The sequence below is a fragment of the Roseibium aggregatum genome, assembly GCF_014692675.1.
Classification (GTDB): Bacteria; Pseudomonadota; Alphaproteobacteria; order Rhizobiales; family Stappiaceae; genus Roseibium; species Roseibium aggregatum_C.
Window position 1 is genome coordinate 1 of the sequence record NZ_JABFCZ010000043.1, and the last position, 19477, is coordinate 19477.

25 protein-coding genes and 3 pseudogenes are annotated in these 19477 nt (G+C 61.3%); 14 read left to right on the forward strand and 14 right to left on the reverse strand.

Annotated elements, in window-relative coordinates:
• Window positions 1-142 precede the first annotated feature (142 nt).
• From HK439_RS25070 to HK439_RS25085, 4 genes are all read right to left on the reverse strand, one after another.
• Window positions 143-1312, reverse strand: coding sequence for an alpha-D-ribose 1-methylphosphonate 5-triphosphate diphosphatase (locus HK439_RS25070; protein WP_190294237.1), 1170 nt, complete (start codon window positions 1310-1312; stop codon window positions 143-145).
• Window positions 1313-1522: 210 nt separating this feature from the next.
• A complete protein-coding gene (locus tag HK439_RS25075; protein WP_190294238.1) occupies window positions 1523-1945 on the reverse strand; it encodes an SMI1/KNR4 family protein in 423 nt (140 codons plus the stop codon).
• 379 nt (window positions 1946-2324) lie between these two features.
• On the reverse strand, window positions 2325-3140 hold the full coding sequence (locus HK439_RS25080) for a formate/nitrite transporter family protein (protein WP_209012069.1): 816 nt from the start codon (window positions 3138-3140) through the stop codon (window positions 2325-2327).
• Between the two features lie 52 nt (window positions 3141-3192).
• Window positions 3193-3450, reverse strand: a complete 258-nt coding sequence (locus HK439_RS25085; RefSeq protein ID WP_190294239.1) for a hypothetical protein — start codon at window positions 3448-3450, stop codon at window positions 3193-3195.
• A gap of 187 nt (window positions 3451-3637) precedes the next feature.
• Here HK439_RS25085 and HK439_RS25090 point away from each other — a divergent pair, with 187 nt between their 5' ends.
• From HK439_RS25090 to HK439_RS27310, 4 genes are all read left to right on the forward strand, one after another.
• A complete protein-coding gene (locus tag HK439_RS25090; RefSeq protein WP_190294240.1) occupies window positions 3638-3829 on the forward strand; it encodes a PLDc N-terminal domain-containing protein in 192 nt (63 codons plus the stop codon).
• Window positions 3830-4160: 331 nt separating this feature from the next.
• Complete coding sequence (locus HK439_RS25095; protein ID WP_190294241.1) at window positions 4161-4358, forward strand: NepR family anti-sigma factor; 198 nt, start codon at window positions 4161-4163, stop codon at window positions 4356-4358.
• Complete coding sequence (locus HK439_RS25100; protein ID WP_190294242.1) at window positions 4358-4936, forward strand: sigma-70 family RNA polymerase sigma factor; 579 nt, start codon at window positions 4358-4360, stop codon at window positions 4934-4936. The genes HK439_RS25095 and HK439_RS25100 overlap by 1 nt, the downstream gene beginning before the upstream one ends.
• 46 nt (window positions 4937-4982) lie before the next feature.
• Complete coding sequence (locus HK439_RS27310; protein ID WP_190294243.1) at window positions 4983-6524, forward strand: sensor histidine kinase; 1542 nt, start codon at window positions 4983-4985, stop codon at window positions 6522-6524.
• A 164-nt stretch (window positions 6525-6688) separates the two neighbouring features.
• Here HK439_RS27310 and HK439_RS25110 read toward each other — a convergent pair whose 3' ends face one another.
• Window positions 6689-6868 (reverse strand): DUF1328 domain-containing protein, encoded by a 180-nt coding sequence (locus tag HK439_RS25110; RefSeq protein WP_190294244.1) that lies wholly within the window; start codon window positions 6866-6868, stop codon window positions 6689-6691.
• A gap of 438 nt (window positions 6869-7306) precedes the next feature.
• On the opposite strand from HK439_RS25110, the gene HK439_RS25115 reads away from it, so the two are divergent.
• From HK439_RS25115 to HK439_RS25130, 4 genes are all read left to right on the forward strand, one after another.
• Window positions 7307-8170 (forward strand): PRC-barrel domain-containing protein, encoded by an 864-nt coding sequence (locus HK439_RS25115; protein ID WP_190294245.1) that lies wholly within the window; start codon window positions 7307-7309, stop codon window positions 8168-8170.
• 149 nt (window positions 8171-8319) lie between these two features.
• The gene (locus tag HK439_RS25120) at window positions 8320-8682 is read left to right on the forward strand and encodes a DUF883 family protein (RefSeq protein ID WP_190294246.1); all 363 of its coding nucleotides are present in this window, start codon (window positions 8320-8322) and stop codon (window positions 8680-8682) included.
• A 4-nt stretch (window positions 8683-8686) separates the two neighbouring features.
• Window positions 8687-9118, forward strand: a complete 432-nt coding sequence (locus tag HK439_RS25125; protein WP_190294247.1) for a hypothetical protein — start codon at window positions 8687-8689, stop codon at window positions 9116-9118.
• 17 nt (window positions 9119-9135) lie between these two features.
• A complete protein-coding gene (locus tag HK439_RS25130; protein WP_190294248.1) occupies window positions 9136-9648 on the forward strand; it encodes a Dps family protein in 513 nt (170 codons plus the stop codon).
• A gap of 69 nt (window positions 9649-9717) precedes the next feature.
• On the opposite strand, the gene HK439_RS25135 is transcribed toward HK439_RS25130, so the two are convergent.
• Together HK439_RS25135 and HK439_RS25140 are read right to left on the reverse strand one after the other, a co-directional pair.
• Window positions 9718-10284: a sigma-70 family RNA polymerase sigma factor gene (locus HK439_RS25135; RefSeq protein WP_190294249.1), complete on the reverse strand. Its 567-nt coding sequence runs from the start codon at window positions 10282-10284 to the stop codon at window positions 9718-9720.
• A pseudogene (locus HK439_RS25140) lies at window positions 10281-10430 on the reverse strand (NepR family anti-sigma factor); the annotation flags it as partial. The gene HK439_RS25135 and the pseudogene HK439_RS25140, both read right to left, overlap by 4 nt.
• 232 nt (window positions 10431-10662) lie before the next feature.
• On the opposite strand from HK439_RS25140, the gene HK439_RS25145 reads away from it, so the two are divergent.
• Complete coding sequence (locus tag HK439_RS25145; protein ID WP_190294250.1) at window positions 10663-11457, forward strand: response regulator; 795 nt, start codon at window positions 10663-10665, stop codon at window positions 11455-11457.
• Between the two features lie 104 nt (window positions 11458-11561).
• Here HK439_RS25145 and HK439_RS25150 read toward each other — a convergent pair whose 3' ends face one another.
• Window positions 11562-11759, reverse strand: a complete 198-nt coding sequence (locus tag HK439_RS25150; protein WP_190294251.1) for a CsbD family protein — start codon at window positions 11757-11759, stop codon at window positions 11562-11564.
• 191 nt (window positions 11760-11950) lie between these two features.
• Here HK439_RS25150 and HK439_RS25155 point away from each other — a divergent pair, with 191 nt between their 5' ends.
• The 3 genes from HK439_RS25155 (at window position 11951) to HK439_RS25165 (ending at window position 14734) form a co-directional block, all read left to right on the forward strand.
• Entirely contained in the window at window positions 11951-13579 is a 1629-nt protein-coding gene (locus HK439_RS25155; RefSeq protein ID WP_190294252.1) for a CHASE domain-containing protein, read from the forward strand.
• A 109-nt stretch (window positions 13580-13688) separates the two neighbouring features.
• On the forward strand, window positions 13689-14093 hold the full coding sequence (locus HK439_RS25160) for an AI-2E family transporter (RefSeq protein ID WP_190294253.1): 405 nt from the start codon (window positions 13689-13691) through the stop codon (window positions 14091-14093).
• Window positions 14090-14734 carry an AI-2E family transporter gene (locus HK439_RS25165; protein WP_190294254.1) on the forward strand — a complete coding sequence of 215 codons (645 nt, stop codon included), beginning with the start codon at window positions 14090-14092 and terminating at the stop codon, window positions 14732-14734. The genes HK439_RS25160 and HK439_RS25165 overlap by 4 nt, the downstream gene beginning before the upstream one ends.
• Window positions 14735-14835: 101 nt before the next feature.
• On the opposite strand, the gene HK439_RS25170 is transcribed toward HK439_RS25165, so the two are convergent.
• Window positions 14836-15120 carry a hypothetical protein gene (locus HK439_RS25170; RefSeq protein WP_190294255.1) on the reverse strand — a complete coding sequence of 95 codons (285 nt, stop codon included), beginning with the start codon at window positions 15118-15120 and terminating at the stop codon, window positions 14836-14838.
• A gap of 311 nt (window positions 15121-15431) precedes the next feature.
• On the opposite strand from HK439_RS25170, the gene HK439_RS25175 reads away from it, so the two are divergent.
• Entirely contained in the window at window positions 15432-15926 is a 495-nt protein-coding gene (locus tag HK439_RS25175; RefSeq protein ID WP_190294256.1) for a twin-arginine translocation pathway signal, read from the forward strand.
• A 20-nt stretch (window positions 15927-15946) separates the two neighbouring features.
• A complete protein-coding gene (locus HK439_RS25180; protein ID WP_190294257.1) occupies window positions 15947-16621 on the forward strand; it encodes a ferric reductase-like transmembrane domain-containing protein in 675 nt (224 codons plus the stop codon).
• Here the strand turns inward: HK439_RS25180 and HK439_RS25185 are convergent.
• The 5 genes and pseudogenes from HK439_RS25185 to HK439_RS25200 form a co-directional block, all read right to left on the reverse strand.
• A complete protein-coding gene (locus HK439_RS25185; protein ID WP_190294258.1) occupies window positions 16593-17606 on the reverse strand; it encodes a restriction endonuclease in 1014 nt (337 codons plus the stop codon). The two genes, HK439_RS25180 and HK439_RS25185, sit on opposite strands and share 29 nt — an antisense overlap.
• Complete coding sequence (locus HK439_RS25190) at window positions 17603-18127, reverse strand: hypothetical protein (RefSeq protein WP_209012070.1); 525 nt, start codon at window positions 18125-18127, stop codon at window positions 17603-17605. Before HK439_RS25190 ends, HK439_RS25185 begins: the two co-directional genes overlap by 4 nt.
• Before the next feature lie 111 nt (window positions 18128-18238).
• Window positions 18239-18580 (reverse strand): annotated as a pseudogene (locus tag HK439_RS27315) (hypothetical protein); the annotation flags it as partial.
• Window positions 18537-18947 (reverse strand): annotated as a pseudogene (locus HK439_RS25195) (transposase); the annotation flags it as partial. The pseudogenes HK439_RS25195 and HK439_RS27315, both read right to left, overlap by 44 nt.
• Window positions 18929-19318, reverse strand: a complete 390-nt coding sequence (locus HK439_RS25200; RefSeq protein WP_190294259.1) for a transposase — start codon at window positions 19316-19318, stop codon at window positions 18929-18931. The gene HK439_RS25200 and the pseudogene HK439_RS25195, both read right to left, overlap by 19 nt.
• Between the last annotated feature and the right edge of the window lie 159 nt (window positions 19319-19477).

The following is a 19477-nucleotide window of genomic DNA, read 5'->3' on the forward strand; positions in this document are numbered from 1 at the left end:
AACCGCTTCAAGAACATGGAAACTTCTATCATCAGTCATAGGCGCAGACATAGAAACTGACACCGTAAGCTCCTCCGCTCCTTCAGTGTCACAACCTCTCGCCCATAACCTCATGCCGCGCTAGATGGGGTCGGCTTCGCGCTTACCGCTCTCCCAACCGCCAGGCGGTTTTCAGATAGGGATGGCCGTCGTGAAGACCGACCTGCAGCAGGTCGGCGCGCCGGCTGATTGCGATCTCGCCGCGGTCATCAAGATTGGCAGCCTCCGCCGGCGTCTTCGACGCCATGCGAACCGCGGCCGGAAGATCCTCCTCGAAGTGCTCGGCCCCGGCGATCAGGAAGACCGCATCCAGGAGCGAGCGCGGCACATAGTCCGACGCCAGGATGTCGACGAGCCTTTCCGCCATCAGATCGGCCACGGCGACATTGCCCGACTGGGATCCGCCGCGCAGGACGTTCGGGGCACCACCGACCGTGGTCATGCCGTTTTTCCGGGCGAGACGGGCAGCCTCCAGACTGCAGGGGAATTCGGAAATGGCAATGCCTTCCGAAAGCGCCAGATCGATGTGCTCCGGATCGGTATCGTCGTGGCTCAGAAGCGGCAGGCCATGGTCATGGGCCAGGCGGACGACGGCAGGCCGGACCGCCGCACTGATCTCGTCGGAAAAATTCAAAAGCTGCTGCGTGTCGCGCTCGACCACGGTCCGGGGCAGGCCGGTGTCGGCCATGCGCCGCTGCATGTAACCTTCCACGTCCTTGCTCTGGCGGCGGCCGGGCAGATGCTCCATGACCGAAACCAGCCGAACGATGTCTCGTCCGATATTCTCCTCCACCAGCCGGGCCGATTCCGGATCGGTGATTTCGCAGCGCAGATGGACAAGATGCTCCGCGCGCAGCATGCCGGCGTTCCGGGTGGTTTCCAGGGCATCGATCATCGGACCCAGGATCTCCCGCCGCTCGGGATTCTTGAGCGTCGCGCCGACGCACAGGCTGTCGAACACGGTGGTGATACCGCCGCCGATGATCTGGGCGTCATGGGCGAGCGCCGCGCGGACCGGGTCCCAGCGCACATGGGCGCGCGGGTAGAGGTGCTTTTCGAAATGATCGGTGTGGATGTCGACCAGGCCCGGCAGCAGGTAATCGCCGTCCAGATCGATCCCGCCCTGCGGCACCGCGCCGGTATCGATGGCGACAATCCGGCCGGCGCTCACGGCGATGTGCCCGGTCACCACTTCCTCGGCGAGAACGACCCGCGCATTCTTGAAAACGGCGGCCGCCCCGCCGGTCAGATTCGGGTTCTGCGCGATGTTCATCCTTGTCCCCTTCCCGGTCATCGCCGCCCGGAACAGGACTGGATCGGCCATAGCCTATATGGATTTGCAAATACCGGCGGGCACAATCGCCTGTTTGGATGACAGTTTTTGCGGAGGGCTCACAAAACACTCCCTATTATCCACGAGAAAAAGCGGGCCATATATTTTCGAGTTATCGTTTCTAATTTTCGGCAATTATATCTTCTCGTATTATGAGAAGTCTTGAACATATAATTGAATAATATCTCGCCCCATCATTTGGAATTCACTACCCATTGAATGATGGTAGGACACGATGGTGCTACCATTCAGGTCGATAGCCCAAGCTTCATCGGCAGATGACATCCCGAAGAAGATAAAATTGCTAAAGTCTGGAGAGTGAGGGCAAGTAGTCGGAAACTCCTCGCGCCAGAATAGAGTGGTGCTAACGAGGGATCCGATTGAATCAATCGCCGAAAGCGAGAGAAGATACTTAGCGTTCCCCAACGGCTCGCGGAATCCATTGCATTCGAGGTAGAGATGGCGCAATGGCTCAGGCAGCGTCGCGCCGATCTGACGTTCCGCAAGCTCTATTTCTTGAGACGTTGCGGGTGGCCAAAAGCGCCCGTCCGGGAAAAGCGTCTTCAACTTCATGATGTCAGATCACTCCAACCCGGCGAGAACCACATGACGACCTTATTGTAAGACAGTCAGTCGAAGCCAACAGCCATTTATATCAACGGATCAAGGCCAGCGAAGCCCCCATTCTGGTGTTTGGCGCAACTGACAACCAACGACACCGCTTAGTAGCCTTCGCATTTGTTCTACGACCGTGATTGGCTTTCGGGCGGTAAGGACCGTCAATCCAGGGGATGAAAACATCAGGAGAAAAAAACCGCCGGGAAAGCCCGGCGGTTGCAAAGGCCAATATCAATTGTCGACGCCATGCGGAAAGCCGGGTGGTCGGAACCGGCGCGAAAATAGTCCGGAGCCCCTGCCCCGATGGCGGCCGCAGGAAAGGTGGCGTTCCGGTTCAGATCTCCTCCCTCACCTGGGCATAGGTGAGCGCTGCAAAGATGCCGGTGCCGCCAAGGACGTTTCCGGCGAACGCCGGGAGAATGCCGGCTACAACGGCTTTGCCCAGTCCAAGCTCACCATGAGCGACGAGAATGAAAAGCTCCGTCGATCCGGCCACCACGTGGGACATGCCGCCGATACCGATCACATAGGTCATGATGACGATGATCAGCACTTCCCCGGCGCTTTCCATGCGGGGAAGGATCCAGACCAGGGCCGCGATCAGGAACCCTGCAGGAATGCCCCACAGGAAGTGGCTCAGGGCATCCGCCTCTGCATAATGGCGGGATACTTCGAGGACCCCTTCGAAGCGGTCCTCCGGGACAATACCGGAGAAGGACAACACGGCCGCAGCGGCGGCACACCCGACAAGGTTCGCGGCAAACACGATACCCCAAAGCCTGCCGATCCTGCCAAGCGCCTCAAGAGACGGGTTCAGGAACAGCGGCAGGATCGGTGTGATCGTGTTCTCGGTGAACAGCTGCATGCGCCCGAGGATCACGATCAGAAAGCCGACCGTATAACCAAGGTTTGCAACGGCAGGCGTCCAGTCTGCGTGCGGCAGAACCGCGACCAGGAACCCCTTGCTCAGAACCGATGTGCTGATCGCAAGTCCGGCCGCGATGCCGGACCACCACAGGGCGCTGACCGGGCGGGCGAGCTCATGCTCGCCCTCGCGCCGGATGACCTCGAAAATAACCGACGTCGGCACGTCCTCGAACTCGTCGGCAATTTCCATTTCTTCATGGCTGAGCCTGACTTCATCGCTCATTGCCCCGGATTCGCGGTCTTTCCCGTCAGGGACGGGCTTTCCCGGACGCACCTCAGGATCCTGAGACATCGGCTTCCAGGCGGCGGATTGCCTTCTGCACGTCATCCAGCATGGTCTGTTCTCCACCGGTCATGGGCGATTCCGAGCCGGCCCGGACAAGGGCACGTTCGTCTTCCTCCCAGCGGCGAAGCAGTTTCAGACGCTCGTCCCTGGTCAGGTCCGCTGTCCGAAGGATACCGTCGGGCGTCGCGAAATGGGCGCGCGGATCCTTAAGCTGTTCGGCAAAGGTTAGGGTCGCACGGGCGGTCATGATGGTTTCCTCTCATGTTTGTCGCACGTTTAACGCCCGACAGGCCGATAGGTTCCATCAGCGGCCGAAAAAACACCACCGCATTTTCACCTGCCGTATGGGAACCAATCCGGCGAAGGCGCGTTGTCAGGTGGAACGCCGGTTCTGCCGGCACCCTTATCCGCAACCATAAGAAAGGGGTTGGAACATGGGTGTTGAAGTTGGTGGCCTGCTGGGCCTCTTGATCCTCATTCTGGATGTCTATGCCATCGTGAAAACCATCGGCTCCGGATCATCGACCGGCGGCAAGGTGCTATGGGTTGTCCTGATCCTGCTACTGCCGGTTCTGGGTTTCCTGTTGTGGCTGGTCGCCGGCCCGTCGAAGCCGTCCTACGCCTGATTCGCATCATCCGGTATCGGGTAACGAAAAGCCGGACGGTATCCAGACAGAGGCTGGACGCCGTTCGGGCAGCGACGGGTATCAAGCTGAAAGCCGCCGTTGCGAAAAAATGTCATTTCGATGGAACCAAATCCGTTCCAGTGCGTTCTGACGAGAGGAAATCGCTCCGGACGGCCGTTCTTTCGCGTGTTCTGACAGTTGCTCCAATGGCGCAGGACAGGACAAGGCGGGTACTCTTAAATCCGAGGCAATCAGTGACATAACCGTAAAGGCCGGCACAGGAGACGAGAGCCGGACACATGACGCGATGTTAAAAAAGGAAACGCCAACCATGGTTGATATGACCGAGACAGATGTCCGGACGGGAAGGCGGAAAAGCACAGACGATGAGGTGCATTCCCACATCGGCAGCCGGCTGAAAGCCTACTACGATCAGGTGCTGACCCAGCCTGTGCCGGACCGTTTTGATGACCTGCTGCGTCAGCTGGATGAACAAAGCGCTTCCCGAAACGGACAGGAGCAAAGCTAATGGCCACCATGTCAGTCGAGCTTCGCGACGAGGTCGTGGCATGCATTCCGAGCCTGCGCGCCTTCGCCGCCTCCCTGGTCGGCGTAGGCGACCGCGCCGATGACCTTGTTCAGGAAGCCCTGGTAAAGGCCTGGGCCAATATCGGATCCTTCAAGCAGGGCACCAACATGAAGGCCTGGTTGTTCACGATCCTGCGCAACACCTTCTATTCGGCTCACCGTAAGGCCAAGCGCGAGGTGCAGGATGTCGACGGCCAGTATTCAAGCGCCCTGGCCGAACATCCGGGACAGATCGGCCATCTCGATTTCGAGGATTTTCGCATGGCGCTCGACGAGTTGCCGGAGGATCAGCGCGAAGCCGTTATCCTGATCGGCGCCTCCGGCTTTTCCTACGAGGAAGCAGCGGAGATCTGTGGCTGCGCGATCGGCACGATGAAGAGCCGGGTGAACCGCGCCAGAAACAGATTGTCTGAAATCCTGGACGTGACGTCCGCGGACGAGTTCGGCCCGGACCGGACCGCTCATGCAGCCCTGACAACGTCCTCAGTACCAACGGTCAAGTTAAGTGCCATGGACTAAGCTCCCTCCGACGAGCACCAGGCTCGATCGTCGGTTATTCGGCTATGTGGCGGCGGCACTCGTGCCGCTCGCCGCATTGGCGTTTCTGTTTTCCTATTCCGACCACCTGCGCCGGGCGGAAGAAGGGCCGGCCCAATTCATCGACTATGCCCGCCTGATCGGCCAGTCGAGCGCAAAGATCATGGCCAGGACCGAAGGCTACGCCGCAGCCCTGGCCACCCGTCCGGAATCTGCCTTCAGCGATTGCATTGGCCTGTTCGAAGAGGTCCACGCGGAGCTGCGCCCGTCGATCGAGTTGAACGTCTCTGCCGGAGACCGGTCCCTGTGCTCGGTGGCGTTGCGCCGCAACGTGCCGGTGCTGAAGCGGCAGAAAGACGGCCAGACCCAAAGCGATTCTATTCTCCCCGTATCGCGCAGCAACAAGGCGACCGGCATTCGCGTCGAGATCGGCCTGCGGCCCGAAGCCTTGCTGAACGCCCCGATCGCCGCAACGGTTGCCAGCGACATCGGTTTCGCCCTGCTCGACGAAAACGGCGAAATCATTGCCTCGCATACAGACGACATCCAGGAAAAAGAGGCGTTCCTCAATTTTATCCGGAAACTGGAGCTGAAAAGCCGTCCCAACCAGGCGTTTTTCGAAACCGATGGCGGCTGGCTCATTGCCGCGGTGACGCTTCCCGGGACGAATTACCGCGTGCTGACCGGCACCCGGCCCCTGGACAGGTTCCTCGAGCCCTGGCTCAGCCTCGCAAAGGCCCTGTTGCCGCCGCTGATGCTGCTTGCCGTTGTCTTCGTTGTCCTGCGTTTCGGTATCGAGCGCTTCCTGCTGCGCTATCTCAGGCATATTTATGCGACTTTCCGCAGATACGGGTCCGGAGACACGAATGCCCGTGTCGGACTGCTGGACTCTGCGCCGCCCGAGATCAACATCCTCGGCATCACCTTCGACATGATGGCGGACCGGATCGATCACAGAACGCACGATCTGGAGGCGTCTCTGGCGGAACAGCAGCGTCTGACCCGCGAACTGCACCACCGCATCAAGAACACGCTGCAGATGATCGCCAGCCTGCTGGCCATGCAGCGGCGGGATGCGAAGCTGCCGGAAGAACAGGCGGTTCTGCGCGTGGCGCTGGAAAGGGTGCTGTCGATCTCGGCTGCCTACCGCGTTTCCTATGCCTCGAGCGAAGGGACGGATGTTGCCGTCGAGGCACTGATTCGGGAAGTGGTGGAGACCCTGCGCGAGCCGGCAATGGTCTCGCGGAGCGCTGTCCGCATCAGTGCGGATGAGAATACGCAGACGACGATCGACCTGGACCGGGCGATTCCGCTCGCCTTCATCCTGGCCGAATTGCTGCCGCATAGGTTCGATCACCTGCAGCCTGGAGAAACGATCGACATTCATGTCGGCGGCGGAAAATCCATCCTGATCCGGATATCCGGCGGCGGTGCGGACGATGCGGTTCTGGACGAGGCCGACGGCAATACGGTGCTGAGATCACGTCTGGTGAGGGCCTACCTCGGCCAACTGGCGGCAACCTGCGTAAACGAAGAGACGGTCACGCGGCTCGAAATGCCAAATCCCTGATGCCCAGATGGCCCTGCACTGTCTTTGCCGCCGTCCCCGGTCCCGGTGCCGGATCGGTCCGGACAGGAAAAGCGCCGCAGCGCGGGGGCGTCGCTGCGGCGCTATCGGCGTTTGGCTTCAGGGATGGGAGAAGCGAAACGCCTTGAGATTCCGGGCCCCGAAAATCAGGCCGCGGGCGGCCGGCGGCCGGTGATCAGGCTGTAGACCAGCGAGATGGCGAACAGGATCAGAGCCACGAAGAAGATCAGCTTCGCAATGCTCACTGCGGTTCCGGCGATGCCGCCGAAGCCCAGGACTGCTGCGATCAGGGCAACGATCAGGAAGGTAATGGCCCAACCAAACATGTTCTCACTCCTTTCGGCATCGTCCCGGGTCAGAAGACCTCTATCCCGGGGATCGGGACGACTTGACGGGTTTCCACGTTCAGAAGCCGAACGGCGGCCATCGAAGGCAGGGCCGGCTTCCGGGTCATCAGCGCAAGGGGCGCTGTCCCCTGATCAACGCGGCAATCCGGAATTGGTTCGGCCGGTTCCAAAAATTTTTGAAGATTAATTTCGACAGGACCGAGGCTTTCGGCTCGGCCGTGTTCGGCTCCAAAGAATTACTCTTTAGATTCTTCAGCAGAAAACGCGTCCGGAATTCGTAATAGCGAAATTTTATTTGGAACTTTTCACTGGTGCCCAGGTTGGTTGGGTGTAGACGGCCACGCCATGCAGTCCGTTTTCCAGACATCCTGCACAGCGCGGCCAATATGCCAATCTGACATATCGGGAGATCATATCATGATCCGCACGCTGCTTACCACGACCGCTCTTGTCGCCGCACTGACGACCGGCGCATTCGCGGCTGAAACCATGACCAAGTCCGAAAGCCAGATGGGCAAGGACGAAGCCGGCGTTTCCGTGTTCACCGAAACTCCGAGCGCAAAGCCGATGGAAAGCATCAACGGCTACTTCGCCGCCGATCACAGCCAGGTCCTGGCAACGACCCTGATCGGCAAGATGCTCTATAACGGCACCGGCGAGAACGCCGAGACCATCGGCGACGTCAATGACATCGTCCTGTCGCCGAACGGCGAAGCGGAAGCCGTTGTCGTCGGCGTCGGCGGTTTCCTCGGCATCGGCGAAAAGGATGTCGCCGTCGACTTCGACCGCGTCAGCTGGACGGAGCGCGACGGTACGCGCTGGCTGACCACCAATGCGACGAAGGAAGAGCTGAAAAACGCCCCGGCCTTCGACCGCTCGATGTTCGAGGTGGAAGACAACACCGCCAAGCTCGACATCAACACCGTGACCGACGATATCAAGGAAATGGCGGCCGAATCGAAGAAAACCGACGAAGGTCAGGCCATGACCCAGGCCAAGGTCGCCAATGCGGACGACCTGATCGGCGCCCCGGTCTTCGGCGTCCAGGATGAGGAACTCGGCGAAGTCAGCGACGTGATCGTGTCCGACAACGGCATGATCAAGTCCTACATCATCGACGTCGGCGGCTTCCTGGGTATCGGCGAAAAGCCGGTCGCTTTGGACGCGGAGAAGCTCGATATCCGCAAGAACGCCGATGGTGAGCTGCGCATCTATACCGACTTCACGTCGAAGCAGCTCGAAGCGATGCCGGAATATTCCGGACAGGCCGATCACAGCTAACACGCAAAGAGCCGGGCGCCGGATCCACGCGCCCTGAACGACAGGAAAACGCCGGTTGTTGCCGGCGTTTTCTCTTTCCCGATCAACGTTCAGTGGAACGAAATCCGTTCCGGGACGTTGGTCTCGTGTAGATACAAGGAGGTTCATCCATGTCTAGCAGAACCAAGACGATTGCCGAGGGTAATCATCCGGATACTGCCGGTCTCGGCACGACGAACGACGCCGAGACGATTGAACAGGATATCGAACGCCTGCGCGGCGACATTGCCGCCCTGGCCCAGTCGATCACCCGTTACGGCGCGGGCAAGACCGGCGAGGTCAAAATGCGCGCGAGCAAGGCCGGCAGGGACCTGGCGAAAACGTCCCAGGAGACCCTCGACAGCATGAGCGAGGAACTTGCCGGGTTGGAAGAGGCAGTCTCGACACGGGTCCGCGAGAGGCCGCTGCAGGCGCTCGGCATCGCTGCCGGCGTCGGCTTCCTGATCGCGGCCGTGTGGTCGTCGCGGCGCTGATGCCATGTATCGGCTGGTACCGCTGCTGACATCCGTGCTGTCCACGGATGTCGGCCGAGCCGTCCGGCGGGCGAAACGCAGCGCCTTTGTCTACGCGCTTGCAGGCCTGCTGCTGGTGGCTGCCTATGCTTCGGCGCTGGTCGGCGGCGGGTTGTATCTCGCGGCAAGCGTCGGGGCCGTCAACGCGGCCCTTCTGATTGCGGCCGTCCAGGTCGCCGTCGCCGCCGTGCTCGTCGCGATCCTGGCGGTGACCGACCGGATCGAACGCCGCCGGGCGAAACGCCAGGACAGAAGCCGCGCCCTGGCCACGGCGGCAGCCGTTTCGGCGCTGCCGACCCTGATGCGCTCGAAAGGCGCCCTGACGGTTTCCCTGATCGGGGGCCTCGCCCTGCTCGCCGTACTGCGGGGCGGCAGCGAGGAACAGAACACCCAATGATGAAGGAGTGAATTCCCATGTCCAGAGTTTCCGCCGTTCTCGATATCGACGTCCAGGACGAAAAACTCGACATCGGTCTGGATGACAAATATCTCAAGCAGATCTCGGCCGAATTGTCCGACATTCTGGCGGCGACTTACCGGCTCACGATCAAGAGCCATCTTTACCACTGGAACGTTGTCGGACCGCTGTTCAAGCCGTTGCACGAATTGACGGAAGAACACTACAACGCCCTGTTTTCGGCCACGGATATCATCGCTGAACGCATCCGGGCCCTTGGCCACCTGGCGCCGACCAGGCTTGGCGATGCGGCTGCGTTCGCGCCGAAGGTGGCGGAAGTGAAAAACACCTCGGCAATCGACATGATCGAGGACCTGATTGCGGACCACCGGGACGCGGTGAAAGCCATGCGCAAGGCTGCAGAAGCTGCAGGCGACGCGGGCGACGTGGTCACCGAAGACATGCTGACCGCGCGGCTCGACTTCCATGAAAAGGCGCTGTGGATGCTCAGGGCGATTGCCGCCGGCTGACGGATTGCGTCGGGTCCCAAATCCAGATGGAGGCGCAGCGCCGGTTTCCGCCAGGGTTGCGCCTTTTTCCTATCCGGACTTTGCTGGCCTTCCGGCCGCATGAAAGGCTGCGTCCGGTCCGAAGTCGTCGTCTTCGGCAAGGGACAGACGTTCGCGCAATCCGGCGCGGGCCCGGTTGACGCGGCTTTTGAGGGTGCCGACCGGACAGCCGCAGATGTCAGCCGCCTCCTCGTAGGAAAACCCGGACGCGCCGACGAGAACGATCGCCTCGCGCTGGTCGTTCGGAAGGGCTTCGAGCGCGCGGGCGAAGTCCTTCAGATCGAGTGCGGCATGCTGATCCGGCTGAACCGAAAGCTGCGCGGTGTGGTGGCCGTCGCTGTCGGGGAGTTCCCGCCCGCGCACGCGCAGTTCGCTGTAGAAGTCGTTGCGCAGAATTCGGAACAGCCAGGCTTTCATGTTGGTGCCGGGGGTGAAGCTCTCCTGATTGGACCAGGCCTTGAGGATGGTGTTCTGCAGAAGGTCGTCCGCCTGATCGTGCCGTCCGCACAAGGAGACGGCAAAGGCGCGCAGCGTCGGCAACTGGGCCAGGAGGTCCCGCTTGAAATCCGATGAGGCGCCGCCGCGCGCGCCGGTCATTTCCCGCCCGCTTCCCCGGCGTTTTTCCCGGTGTCTTTCCCGGCCTTTTTTTCGGCCTCGTCGAGCTTTTCCAGAAGATCGAGAAACCGGTCGGGAATGCCTTCGTCCTCGACGGAATCGTAATATTCACGCAGCTTTTGCGTGATCGTTTCCTGGGCTTTCTGGAAGAATCCTGAGGTCATCTGGGGGTCTGGCGGCCGTCCTTCCGTTTTTTTCGATCCGTTCATGGAGGAAACGCCCAATCCTTTGTGACAGGCCATTGCATCGGCCCCATCAATATCGGTCATGGAGAAAAAAAGTTCAAATGGATGGAACTTTTCTTTTTTTCGTTCGTTTTCCTGTTGTTGAATGCCCATCCGGGCAAACAGGGAGTCACACATGTCACTTTCAACCCGCGTTGCGCCACATCTGCCTTTTCTGCGTCGATACGCCAGGGCGGTTACCGGAACGCAAAAATCCGGTGATGCCTATGTCGCGGCCGCGCTCGAGACGCTGATCGCGGATGTCGGCAGCTTTCCGGAGACCAGCAGCGACCGTGTCTCCGTCTATAAACTGTTTGCGTCCCTCTACGGTTCCACACAAGTCGATGTTCCCGAGAGCGAGTCGCCCTATGCCTGGGAAAAGCGGGCGAGCACCAATCTCGCCATGCTGCCGTCCCCGGCCCGCCAGGCTTTCCTTCTGACTTCGGTCGAAGGCTTCTCCCATGCGGAGACGGCAGAAATCCTCTCGGTGTCCGCTGACCGGATCGACGATCTTCTGACAGAGGCGGCGGAAGGCATTTCCCGCCAGATCGCGACCGATATCCTGATCATCGAGGACGAGCCGCTGATCGCGATGGACATTGAGCACATCGTCCAGGAACTGGGCCACCGGGTGACCGGCATTGCCCGGACCCACCAGGAAGCCGTCGAGCTGTTCAACCGGACCAAGCCGAAGATGGTCCTCGCCGATATCCAGCTTGCCGACGGCAGCTCCGGGATCGATGCCGTCAAGGACATCCTCCAGGCCAACGACATTCCGGTCATCTTCATCACCGCCTTCCCGGAACGTCTCTTGACGGGCGAACGGCCGGAGCCGACCTTCCTGATCACCAAGCCGTTCAATCCCGAAATGGTGAAAGCCCTGATCAGCCAGGCCCTGTTCTTCGATCAGACCGCCGTCGCTGCCGCTTAAGCCTCAGGGATTCAAAGGCGATGGCAATGCAAGAGACCCGCGCCGCCGGATTAAGGGCGGTCGCGGGTCTCTTTACGTCCGATTCAGATCGATCGGACAACGCTCTAGTGGCGGGTCAGCCAGTCGTCGATCTCGCGCTCGACCTCATCCTGCGCGGTGCCGTAACGCTCCTGGATCTTCCCGGCAAGCTGCTGGCGGTTGCCGGCGATAACGTCGAGATCGTCGCCGGTGAGCTTGCCCCATTTCGCCTGGACCTTGCCCTTGAAGTGTTCCCAGTTCCCTTCGATCTGATTCCAGTTCATGGCTTTCTCCTGCTTTTTGACCGGAACACGTTTCGTGTTCCTGTCATAAAAACGCCTTGGTCGCGCAGGAGTTCCATCGCCTCTGGAAAACCACGGCAAACAAGCCCGAACGGCTGCCTTGCCAGCAAAAATGATTGGCGCCAAAAAATGATACATGTAAGGAAGAACATTCTTTTCGGGGAAGTCGCCGCGTGATCCACTATTTGCCGCCAGCCGTTTTCATCGTCGTTTCCCTGATCGGCGCCGGCATGACCGCTGTTGTTTACAATGCCGAGGAGGCGGCGGACCGGATCCGGTTCGAAAACCTGGCCGACGATGCCGTCGACCGGGTCGTCGGCCGTATCCGCGAGCACATCACGCTCCTGATTTCGACCCATTCCTTCTTCAGCGCCCAGGCCGGACGGGTCGAGCGGCCCGCTTTCGAGCGCTACGTGGCAGGCCTTGATCTGGAGGGCGAGTTCGAGGGGATCCGCGGCATCGGCTATGCGCGCCTACTCGAAACCGGCGACGAAGCGGAAGCGGCAGGCGACCTGCAGCGGAATTACGGGCTTGCCCGGGAAGTGTGGCCTGAGACGTCCCAGGATCTGCGCACGCCGATCGTGCTGCTGGAACCCTCCGACGAGCGCAACCGGGTGGCGCTCGGCTATGACATGTTCTCCGAAGATCGCCGGCGGAACGCCATGCGGGCGGCAATGGAAAGCGGCAAGCCGACCGCAAGCGCCCCGGTCGAACTGGTCCAGGAAATCACATCGGTCAAGCAGGCCGGTTTCCTGGTCTATATTCCCTTCAAGCAGTTCCCCTCCTCCCGCAGGGTCGACGGCTTCGTCTACGCGCCGTTCCGGGCGGGCGATCTGCACCGCGCGGCCCTGGACCGCGTGCCGCGGCTTCCGGTCACGATCGAAACCACAGACACGACGGAGGGCACGACAGGGCGCGCGACAGGGGGCACGCCGAATGGTTCCGGCGACCTGCTGTTCCGCTCTGCCGGCTATGGAGAAGACACCGCCTATGAAGGGCTTGCCGCCGAGCGGGTGGTCGACATGGCCGGCCGGCAATGGACCTTCAAGGTGCATGCGACGCCCGCCTTCCGGACCACTACCCATCACATCTACGCCATGGTGGTCGGCGCGGTGTCGCTCTTGCTGGCGATCGCGCTCGCCATGTCCAGCCGGTTCCAGCTCAAGGCGGTGGCGGCCGCGGACGAGCTGCGCCGGGTTTCGGAAAAAACCGTCCAGGAAAAGGACCTGATGCTTCAGGAGATGAAGCATCGCATCAAGAATTCGATCGCCCGCGTTCTCGCCATCGCCCGGCAGACGGCCGCCAATTCGGACACCATCGACGAATTCTCCGACTCCTTCACCGCCCGTCTCAATGCCATGGCGAACGCCCAGGACATGCTCACCCGCTCCCACTGGCAACGGGCCGATCTGCGCGAGCTGCTCAACACGGAACTGGAACAGGTCTTCGGAAACAGCACCGGCGAAGACAAGATCACCGGACCGAAGGTGCTGCTCGACGAACGCACCACCCAGGCTCTCGGCCTGACCTTCCATGAACTGGCGACGAACGCGCTCAAATACGGCGGCATTTCCACCAATAACGGCGATCTGCACGTGAACTGGGCGATCACCGGCTCGGGCAAGTCGAAACGGCTGCAGCTGGACTGGATCGAGACGTCCGCCGGGACGATCGGCGAACCGGAGGGAACCGGCTTCGGGTCGCGCCTGATCGACGCCAATATCCGCGGCGAACTCGGCGGCACGATCGACCGCAGTTTCCATCCGGACGGCATGACGGTGCGGATGAACATCCCCCTTTGACCTGTGCCCCTCCGGCGGCGGACCGATCCTTCACCGTTCCGGGAACTTTCGCCCCCCTCCAGGCGTTCTCCTTCCATGCAGGAAAACGCCACCGGAGACACATCTGCCCTTGCCCAGTTCTGAGTTTGAAACCCAGCTCGCCACCGCCGCACGGCTATCGGTCATCCTGATCGGCGGGATCGCCGTCGTCGGCGTCCTCGACTACGCGCAGGTGATCCTGGCGCCGATTGCGCTCGCGATCGTCATCGGCCTGATGTTCGGGCCGCTCGCCGACCGGATCGAACGCTTCGGCATTCCGCCATGGGTGTCGGCCTTCGCCGCGGTTCTGATCTTCCTTGCCCTGATCGCCATTGCCGCGACCGGGTTTGCGGTGCCGCTCTCCGACTGGATGGACCGGCTGCCGGCGATCTGGTCGCGGCTGCAATCGGAGCTGACGAGCTGGAAGGGCATCTTCGCCTCGGTCGGCGGCTGCAGGAACAGCTCCGCCAGGCGATGGGCCAGGATTCGGGCATGAAGGTGAATGTCGACGACACGTCCGCGGTCGAAAGCGTCGTCTATTTCGCACCGGCCCTGATGGCGCAGGTCGTGCTGTTTCTCGCCAGCATGTATTTCTTCATCGCGACGCGGACCGAATTCCGGGACGCGGTGCTGTCGCGCTACGTCGCCCCGCGCCTGCGCCGGCGCGTGGCGGGGACCTTCCTGGAAGTCGAAGACAAGGTGTCGCGCTATCTGCTGTCGATCACCCTGGTCAATATCGCGCTCGGCCTGGCCGTCTCCCTCGTCATGTTCGCCCTCGGCGTGCCGTCGCCCCTCCTGTGGGGCCTGATGGCGGGCGTCCTGAACTACGTGATCTATATCGGTCCTGCGGTCATGGCCGTGGTGCTAACCGGCGTCGGCCTTGCGACCGCCGACACGGCACCCGGCATCCTGCTGCCGCCGCTCGCCTATCTTTCCCTGAACCTGATCGAGGCCCAGTTCGTGACGCCGCATGTCCTGGGGCGGACCATGACGCTCAATCCGTTCCTGGTGTTCCTGGCTCTCGCCGGCTGGATCTGGCTCTGGGGCCCGGTCGGCGGCTTCATCGCGGTGCCCGCCCTTCTCATCGCCGGCACGGTGATCGCCAACATCGCACCGGAACAGTCCGACCCGTCCTGACGGGTTGCCGCCGGTTCGGAAGTTACCGGCTCCATCAGCGCAAAGAAAAGCCCGCCTGAAGACAGGCGGGCGTGTTCTTTAGCGGATCATCGGCGCGACCGTTAAAGGCCGCTTATCTGGAACCCTTGAGCGACGGGCCAGCCGGTGCAGGTCGTCGTCCGGGCCTGCGAGACGCAGCGGACGTCCATGGGCTTCACGTCATCGAGGTCCGCGCTCAGGTCGGCCTTCGCCTGGCGGTTGGTGACGACCGAGGTTTCTGCGGCAGCCTGGACGGCGTCGTCCCCGGAGCTTGCTTCATCGGCAATCAGGGACGCGGTCACGCTCAAGGTCATGCCGAGAGCAACGGTAATGACAGCAGCGGAGAGTTTCAGCGATTTGTTCGTCATATCAGCACCTCCACTGAATCAACGTGAAAGACGCCGAAAGGTTGCATCAAGCGGCAGACTGTTAACTTCCGGCTGATGGCGCGGAGAGATGCCGGATAGGCGCGGAAGACACAGAAGCTTTGCATATCGGCCGCTCGGCGCGCCCGAAATCGAAAAGAGGGCCCTGCTCTCACGAAACCGTGAGACCTTTTCATCGCGTACTCCGACTGCCCCGGCTCGGAATTGCGCGCAGGCGCCCTATAATTCCGTGTCAGTCGCGTCCGGCCTTGAAAGACAGGCCGGCACACCCGAACCCGATGGGAGATTTCCACATGACGAGAGACCTCATCACCCGCCGTCGTCTCCTCGCCACCGGAGGCACCGTTCTGGCAAGCGGACTGTTCGTCCCCAGCCTCAGCCTCCCCGCCAGCGCCAGGGGCCTCGCCCCGACCCCTTCGATGCGGGGCGGGTCCAACAACTACCGGCCCGGCGCGCCGATCGTGAACCGGATCGGCGCAGGCGGCTTCTGGATGTCGGGCACCGTCCGCCGCGCAGGCGACGGCGCCCCGCTTAGCCATCAGCGCATCCAGATCTGGGCGCATACCACGGAAGGCCACGAGCGGGATCCGCAGAGCCACGGGGCCACGCTCACCGACGAAAACGGGGTCTTCCGCCTGGAGATGCCGCAGATCGTGCCTGCCTTCGGCCAGCCGCACGGACATCTCGCCTATGACAGCGGCGATTTTAAAACCGTCTTCCTCCGGCCCGTGATGGCAAGCTCGAAAGACACCAGCCTGGAGGCGCATTTCGTCCTGCAACCGGTCTGAGCGAAGTGAATCTACCCGGAATGCCCTGGGCCCGCCCGACCCTGATCTGGACCGCGCTTGCGGCCGCCGTTGCCGTGCCGATCGCCGCCGCGGCGGCCAGCCCCCTCATCGCCTGGCGCGACCCGGTCTATATCGCCGCCGGGTTCGCAGGCATTGCCGCCATGGCGCTCATGCTGGTGCAGCCTTTATTGGCAGGCGGCACCCTGCCGGGCCTGCCCGCCGTTCGCGGGCGGTATTTCCACCGCTGGACCGGGGCCGTTCTGGTCGCGGCGGTTTCGATCCATGTGGCTGGCCTCTGGATCACCAGCCCGCCCGACGTCATCGACGCGCTCCTGTTCCGCTCGCCGACGCCCTTCTCAGCCTGGGGCGTGATTGCCATGGGAGCCCTGTTCCTCGCCGCCCTCCTCGCCGCCCTGCGCCGAAAGCTCCACCTGCGGCCGCGGATGTGGCGGTTTGCGCGCACGTCCGTCGTCATGGTCGCCGCCGCCGGCAGCGTGGTCCATGCGCTTTTGATCGAGGGAACCATGGAGACGGTGTCCAAGGCGGTGCTGTGTGTGCTGGTGCTCGCGGCGACGGTGAAGGTCGCGGCAGACCTCAGGGTATGGGCGATCCGGCCGCGGCGGGGAACTGAGGGGACTGGGGTGGTGCTTTCGGAAAACCGGAGCGTTAAACGTCCGGCACATAGATGCGCTTGAGCGGCATCATCGTCCGGTAGCGCGCCGAGAGCTTGTCGTAATTTTCCAGCATCAGCTTGACGAACTGTTCGCCGTCGATCAGGCGCAGCTTCGGCCGGTTGCGCTCCAGCACGCGAGCGGGCTTACTGTAGGAGCCCAGATTGACGAAGAGGGCGCACTCACCTTCGCCCAACGTGCCGAGCAGCTGGCTGACTTCCGGCTCACCGGTCTGGTCGGTCTTGCGCTTGCATTGCACCTTGATGATGGGCGGCTCGAAACCGAGTTCGTCCGTGTGGGCAATCACGTCAACGCCACCATCTCCGGACTTTTCGGATACGCGGGCGGTATAACCCATGCATTCAAGCAAATGCGCCACCAGGTGCTCGAATTCATAACCGCTCAATTCCGTGTAAATCTTGCGGATCACATAATCCTCAGTGGTTTCTTCCGCCTGGCGCGACACGGTCCCGGCGACGCTGTCGTCATCGGGCGCTTCCGTTTCCTCGCCGACCCGATCCGGTACGATGACAGTCGGATCGATCTTCGCAAGGAACTCCGTTGCGTGGTTTTTGATCCGAAACAGGGTGATAAATGCACCGATCTCGTAGAGCGCGGATTGAGAGAACTCACTGCGCGGAAAATGGCCGAGCCACTCCACCGCGCGCCGATTGGGATAACTGTCTGCATCGTCCTCAGGACCGGGGTGATGAACGACCGGTCCTGTGATCCGGCCGATATTCACCTGCCGATCATGCTTCGATGGATAAACGACGACGTCACCAATTTGAACTTCATGGAGATACCGCAGGATCATGCCCGCCTCGACAGGGATCGCACCGGGTTTCCTGTTCGGATAGGCGTGGACAAGTGCTCTCTTGATCGCCTCCCGGTCGTTCGGCAATGCCGAAATGTCGCCCAACTCCGCCCAGCCGACGACGACATACCCCCCCTCCAGTGCATCCGGGCCGATGTCCTCGGGCATATGCAGCCCCCAAAGCGTGGTCATGCGGCGTATCTCCCATCTTCAGTGACTTGCGCCTGACCAAGCGCTGCCAGACTTGCCAACAGGGGCTCGACGGACGCCGTGCGGGCGCGCTGGAAGCGGCGGGCGATCTGTTCGGGTGTTGCTTCACCCATGTCTTCGAGCGCCTCGCGGACGGCGGCGATCTGGTCCGGCAGGGCCTTGGGCCAGGGGGATTTTTCCAGTTTGATGGCAGCGCCGACATCCAGTTCGGCCTGTTTGCCCTTGGCTCCCGCCTGCTTGCCTTCCGGGTTCTGGTAGTCGGGACGCAGCCAACGGACATCGCCGGCAGCCTCTTCCGCCGCGCGCTCCTTGTTGAGATCGACCAGACGGAACAGGATTTCCTCATCGGACAGGTCAACCGGCCAGCCGTAGGCTTGCGCCACGGCCGCGTCGATCTGGTCGTGAATGTCCTTCAGAATACCGATCAGGCCCTGGTCATATATTTCCTTGTCCTTGCCCTCGATGGTCTCACCTGCGCGAAGCTTTTCCAGAACGTTGTACATCTGGGTCAACGTCAGTTTGGGATGGGCGGCTTGTTGGCGCTTGCGATGAGCATCGAGTTCCTCGCCCAGCGCACGGAGTGTTGTTCTCTGATCTTCGGAAAGGTGAGGAAATGGAAAGGGATCGAAGCAACGTGATCCATTGTATACCGGATCATTTCCTACACCTTGACGCCCCCCAACCGCATCTGCCCAAGTCGTATGGAAATGAGAACTTAAAATAGAAAGATGTTCCCCCTTATCGAGCGCAATAATACGTAATTTTTGATCTGGAAGTACATCAGATTCTACAAAAGAGAAGGCGCGATGCTTTGATGTTTCGGTTGTAGCTATATACCGAATAACCCCTTCTATCCCATATCTTAATTCTGGACGTGGCTTTGCAAACAGCCACCAATTTTCCGCATATTGCTTAGGCCGTGTGGACGGATTTGAGCAATATGAAGCCTGCGGCAAGCGCGACGAAGGAAGCGAAGTTTCGTTTGGTCTTCTCGCAGCGTAGTGCGATCCGCTTGAAGCGCTTCAGCTTACCGACGGCCTGTTCGATGCGGGCGCGGCCCTTGTAGATCGCTTTTGCGAAGCGCTTCGGTTTTTCCTTTTCGTTGGCCTTGTGCGGGATGACGGGAATAGCGCCGCGCGCACGCGCGGTTTGCCGGTTGGTCTTGCTCGCATAGCCCTTGTCGCCCACCGCTGCGCGTGGCTGGACATCGGGGCCAAGTCCGAGAAGGATGGGAAAGTGCGGCGCGTCGGCCTTTTCGCCGCCGGTCAGATCGAAGGCGATCGGGTGCCCGTCGAAGTCTGTTTTCAAATGGATTTTCGTCGAGAACCCGCCTCTTGAGCGCCCAAGCGCCTGACCCTGCTGCCCCCTTTTGCGCCGACCGCCGAGACATGGGCGCGGACCACGGTCGAATCAAACATCTGCACCAAGCGCGCAGAGGAACTCAGGCTCGCCAGGTGATCGAAGAACTCGTCGAACACACCTGCCTTGCTCAGCCGGTCGAAGCGTTTCCACACGCTGTTCCACTTGCCGAAACGTTCCGGCAAAGCCCGCCAACTGACATTGTGAACCGAGAAATAGTGCAACGCTTCCAGGAAAAGCCGGTCGTCGCGACCCTTGGCCCCGCGCCGCGGCAGCGCCGCCTTGAACACCATCAACGCGTTGGCCCAATCCTCATCCGTCATCTTCGTGGACATCGCCGACCCTCCAAATCAGTCGGCAATCCATGAACGTATGGCCCGCCCCGTCTGCAAGGGGTAATTTGAAGATTGCTCTGTTCAGTCTGCGTCAACGTATCCGGTCTCGGGGTCGAGCCCCGGCCAAGATGGAGATCCGCGCAGTCTGGTCCTCATAAT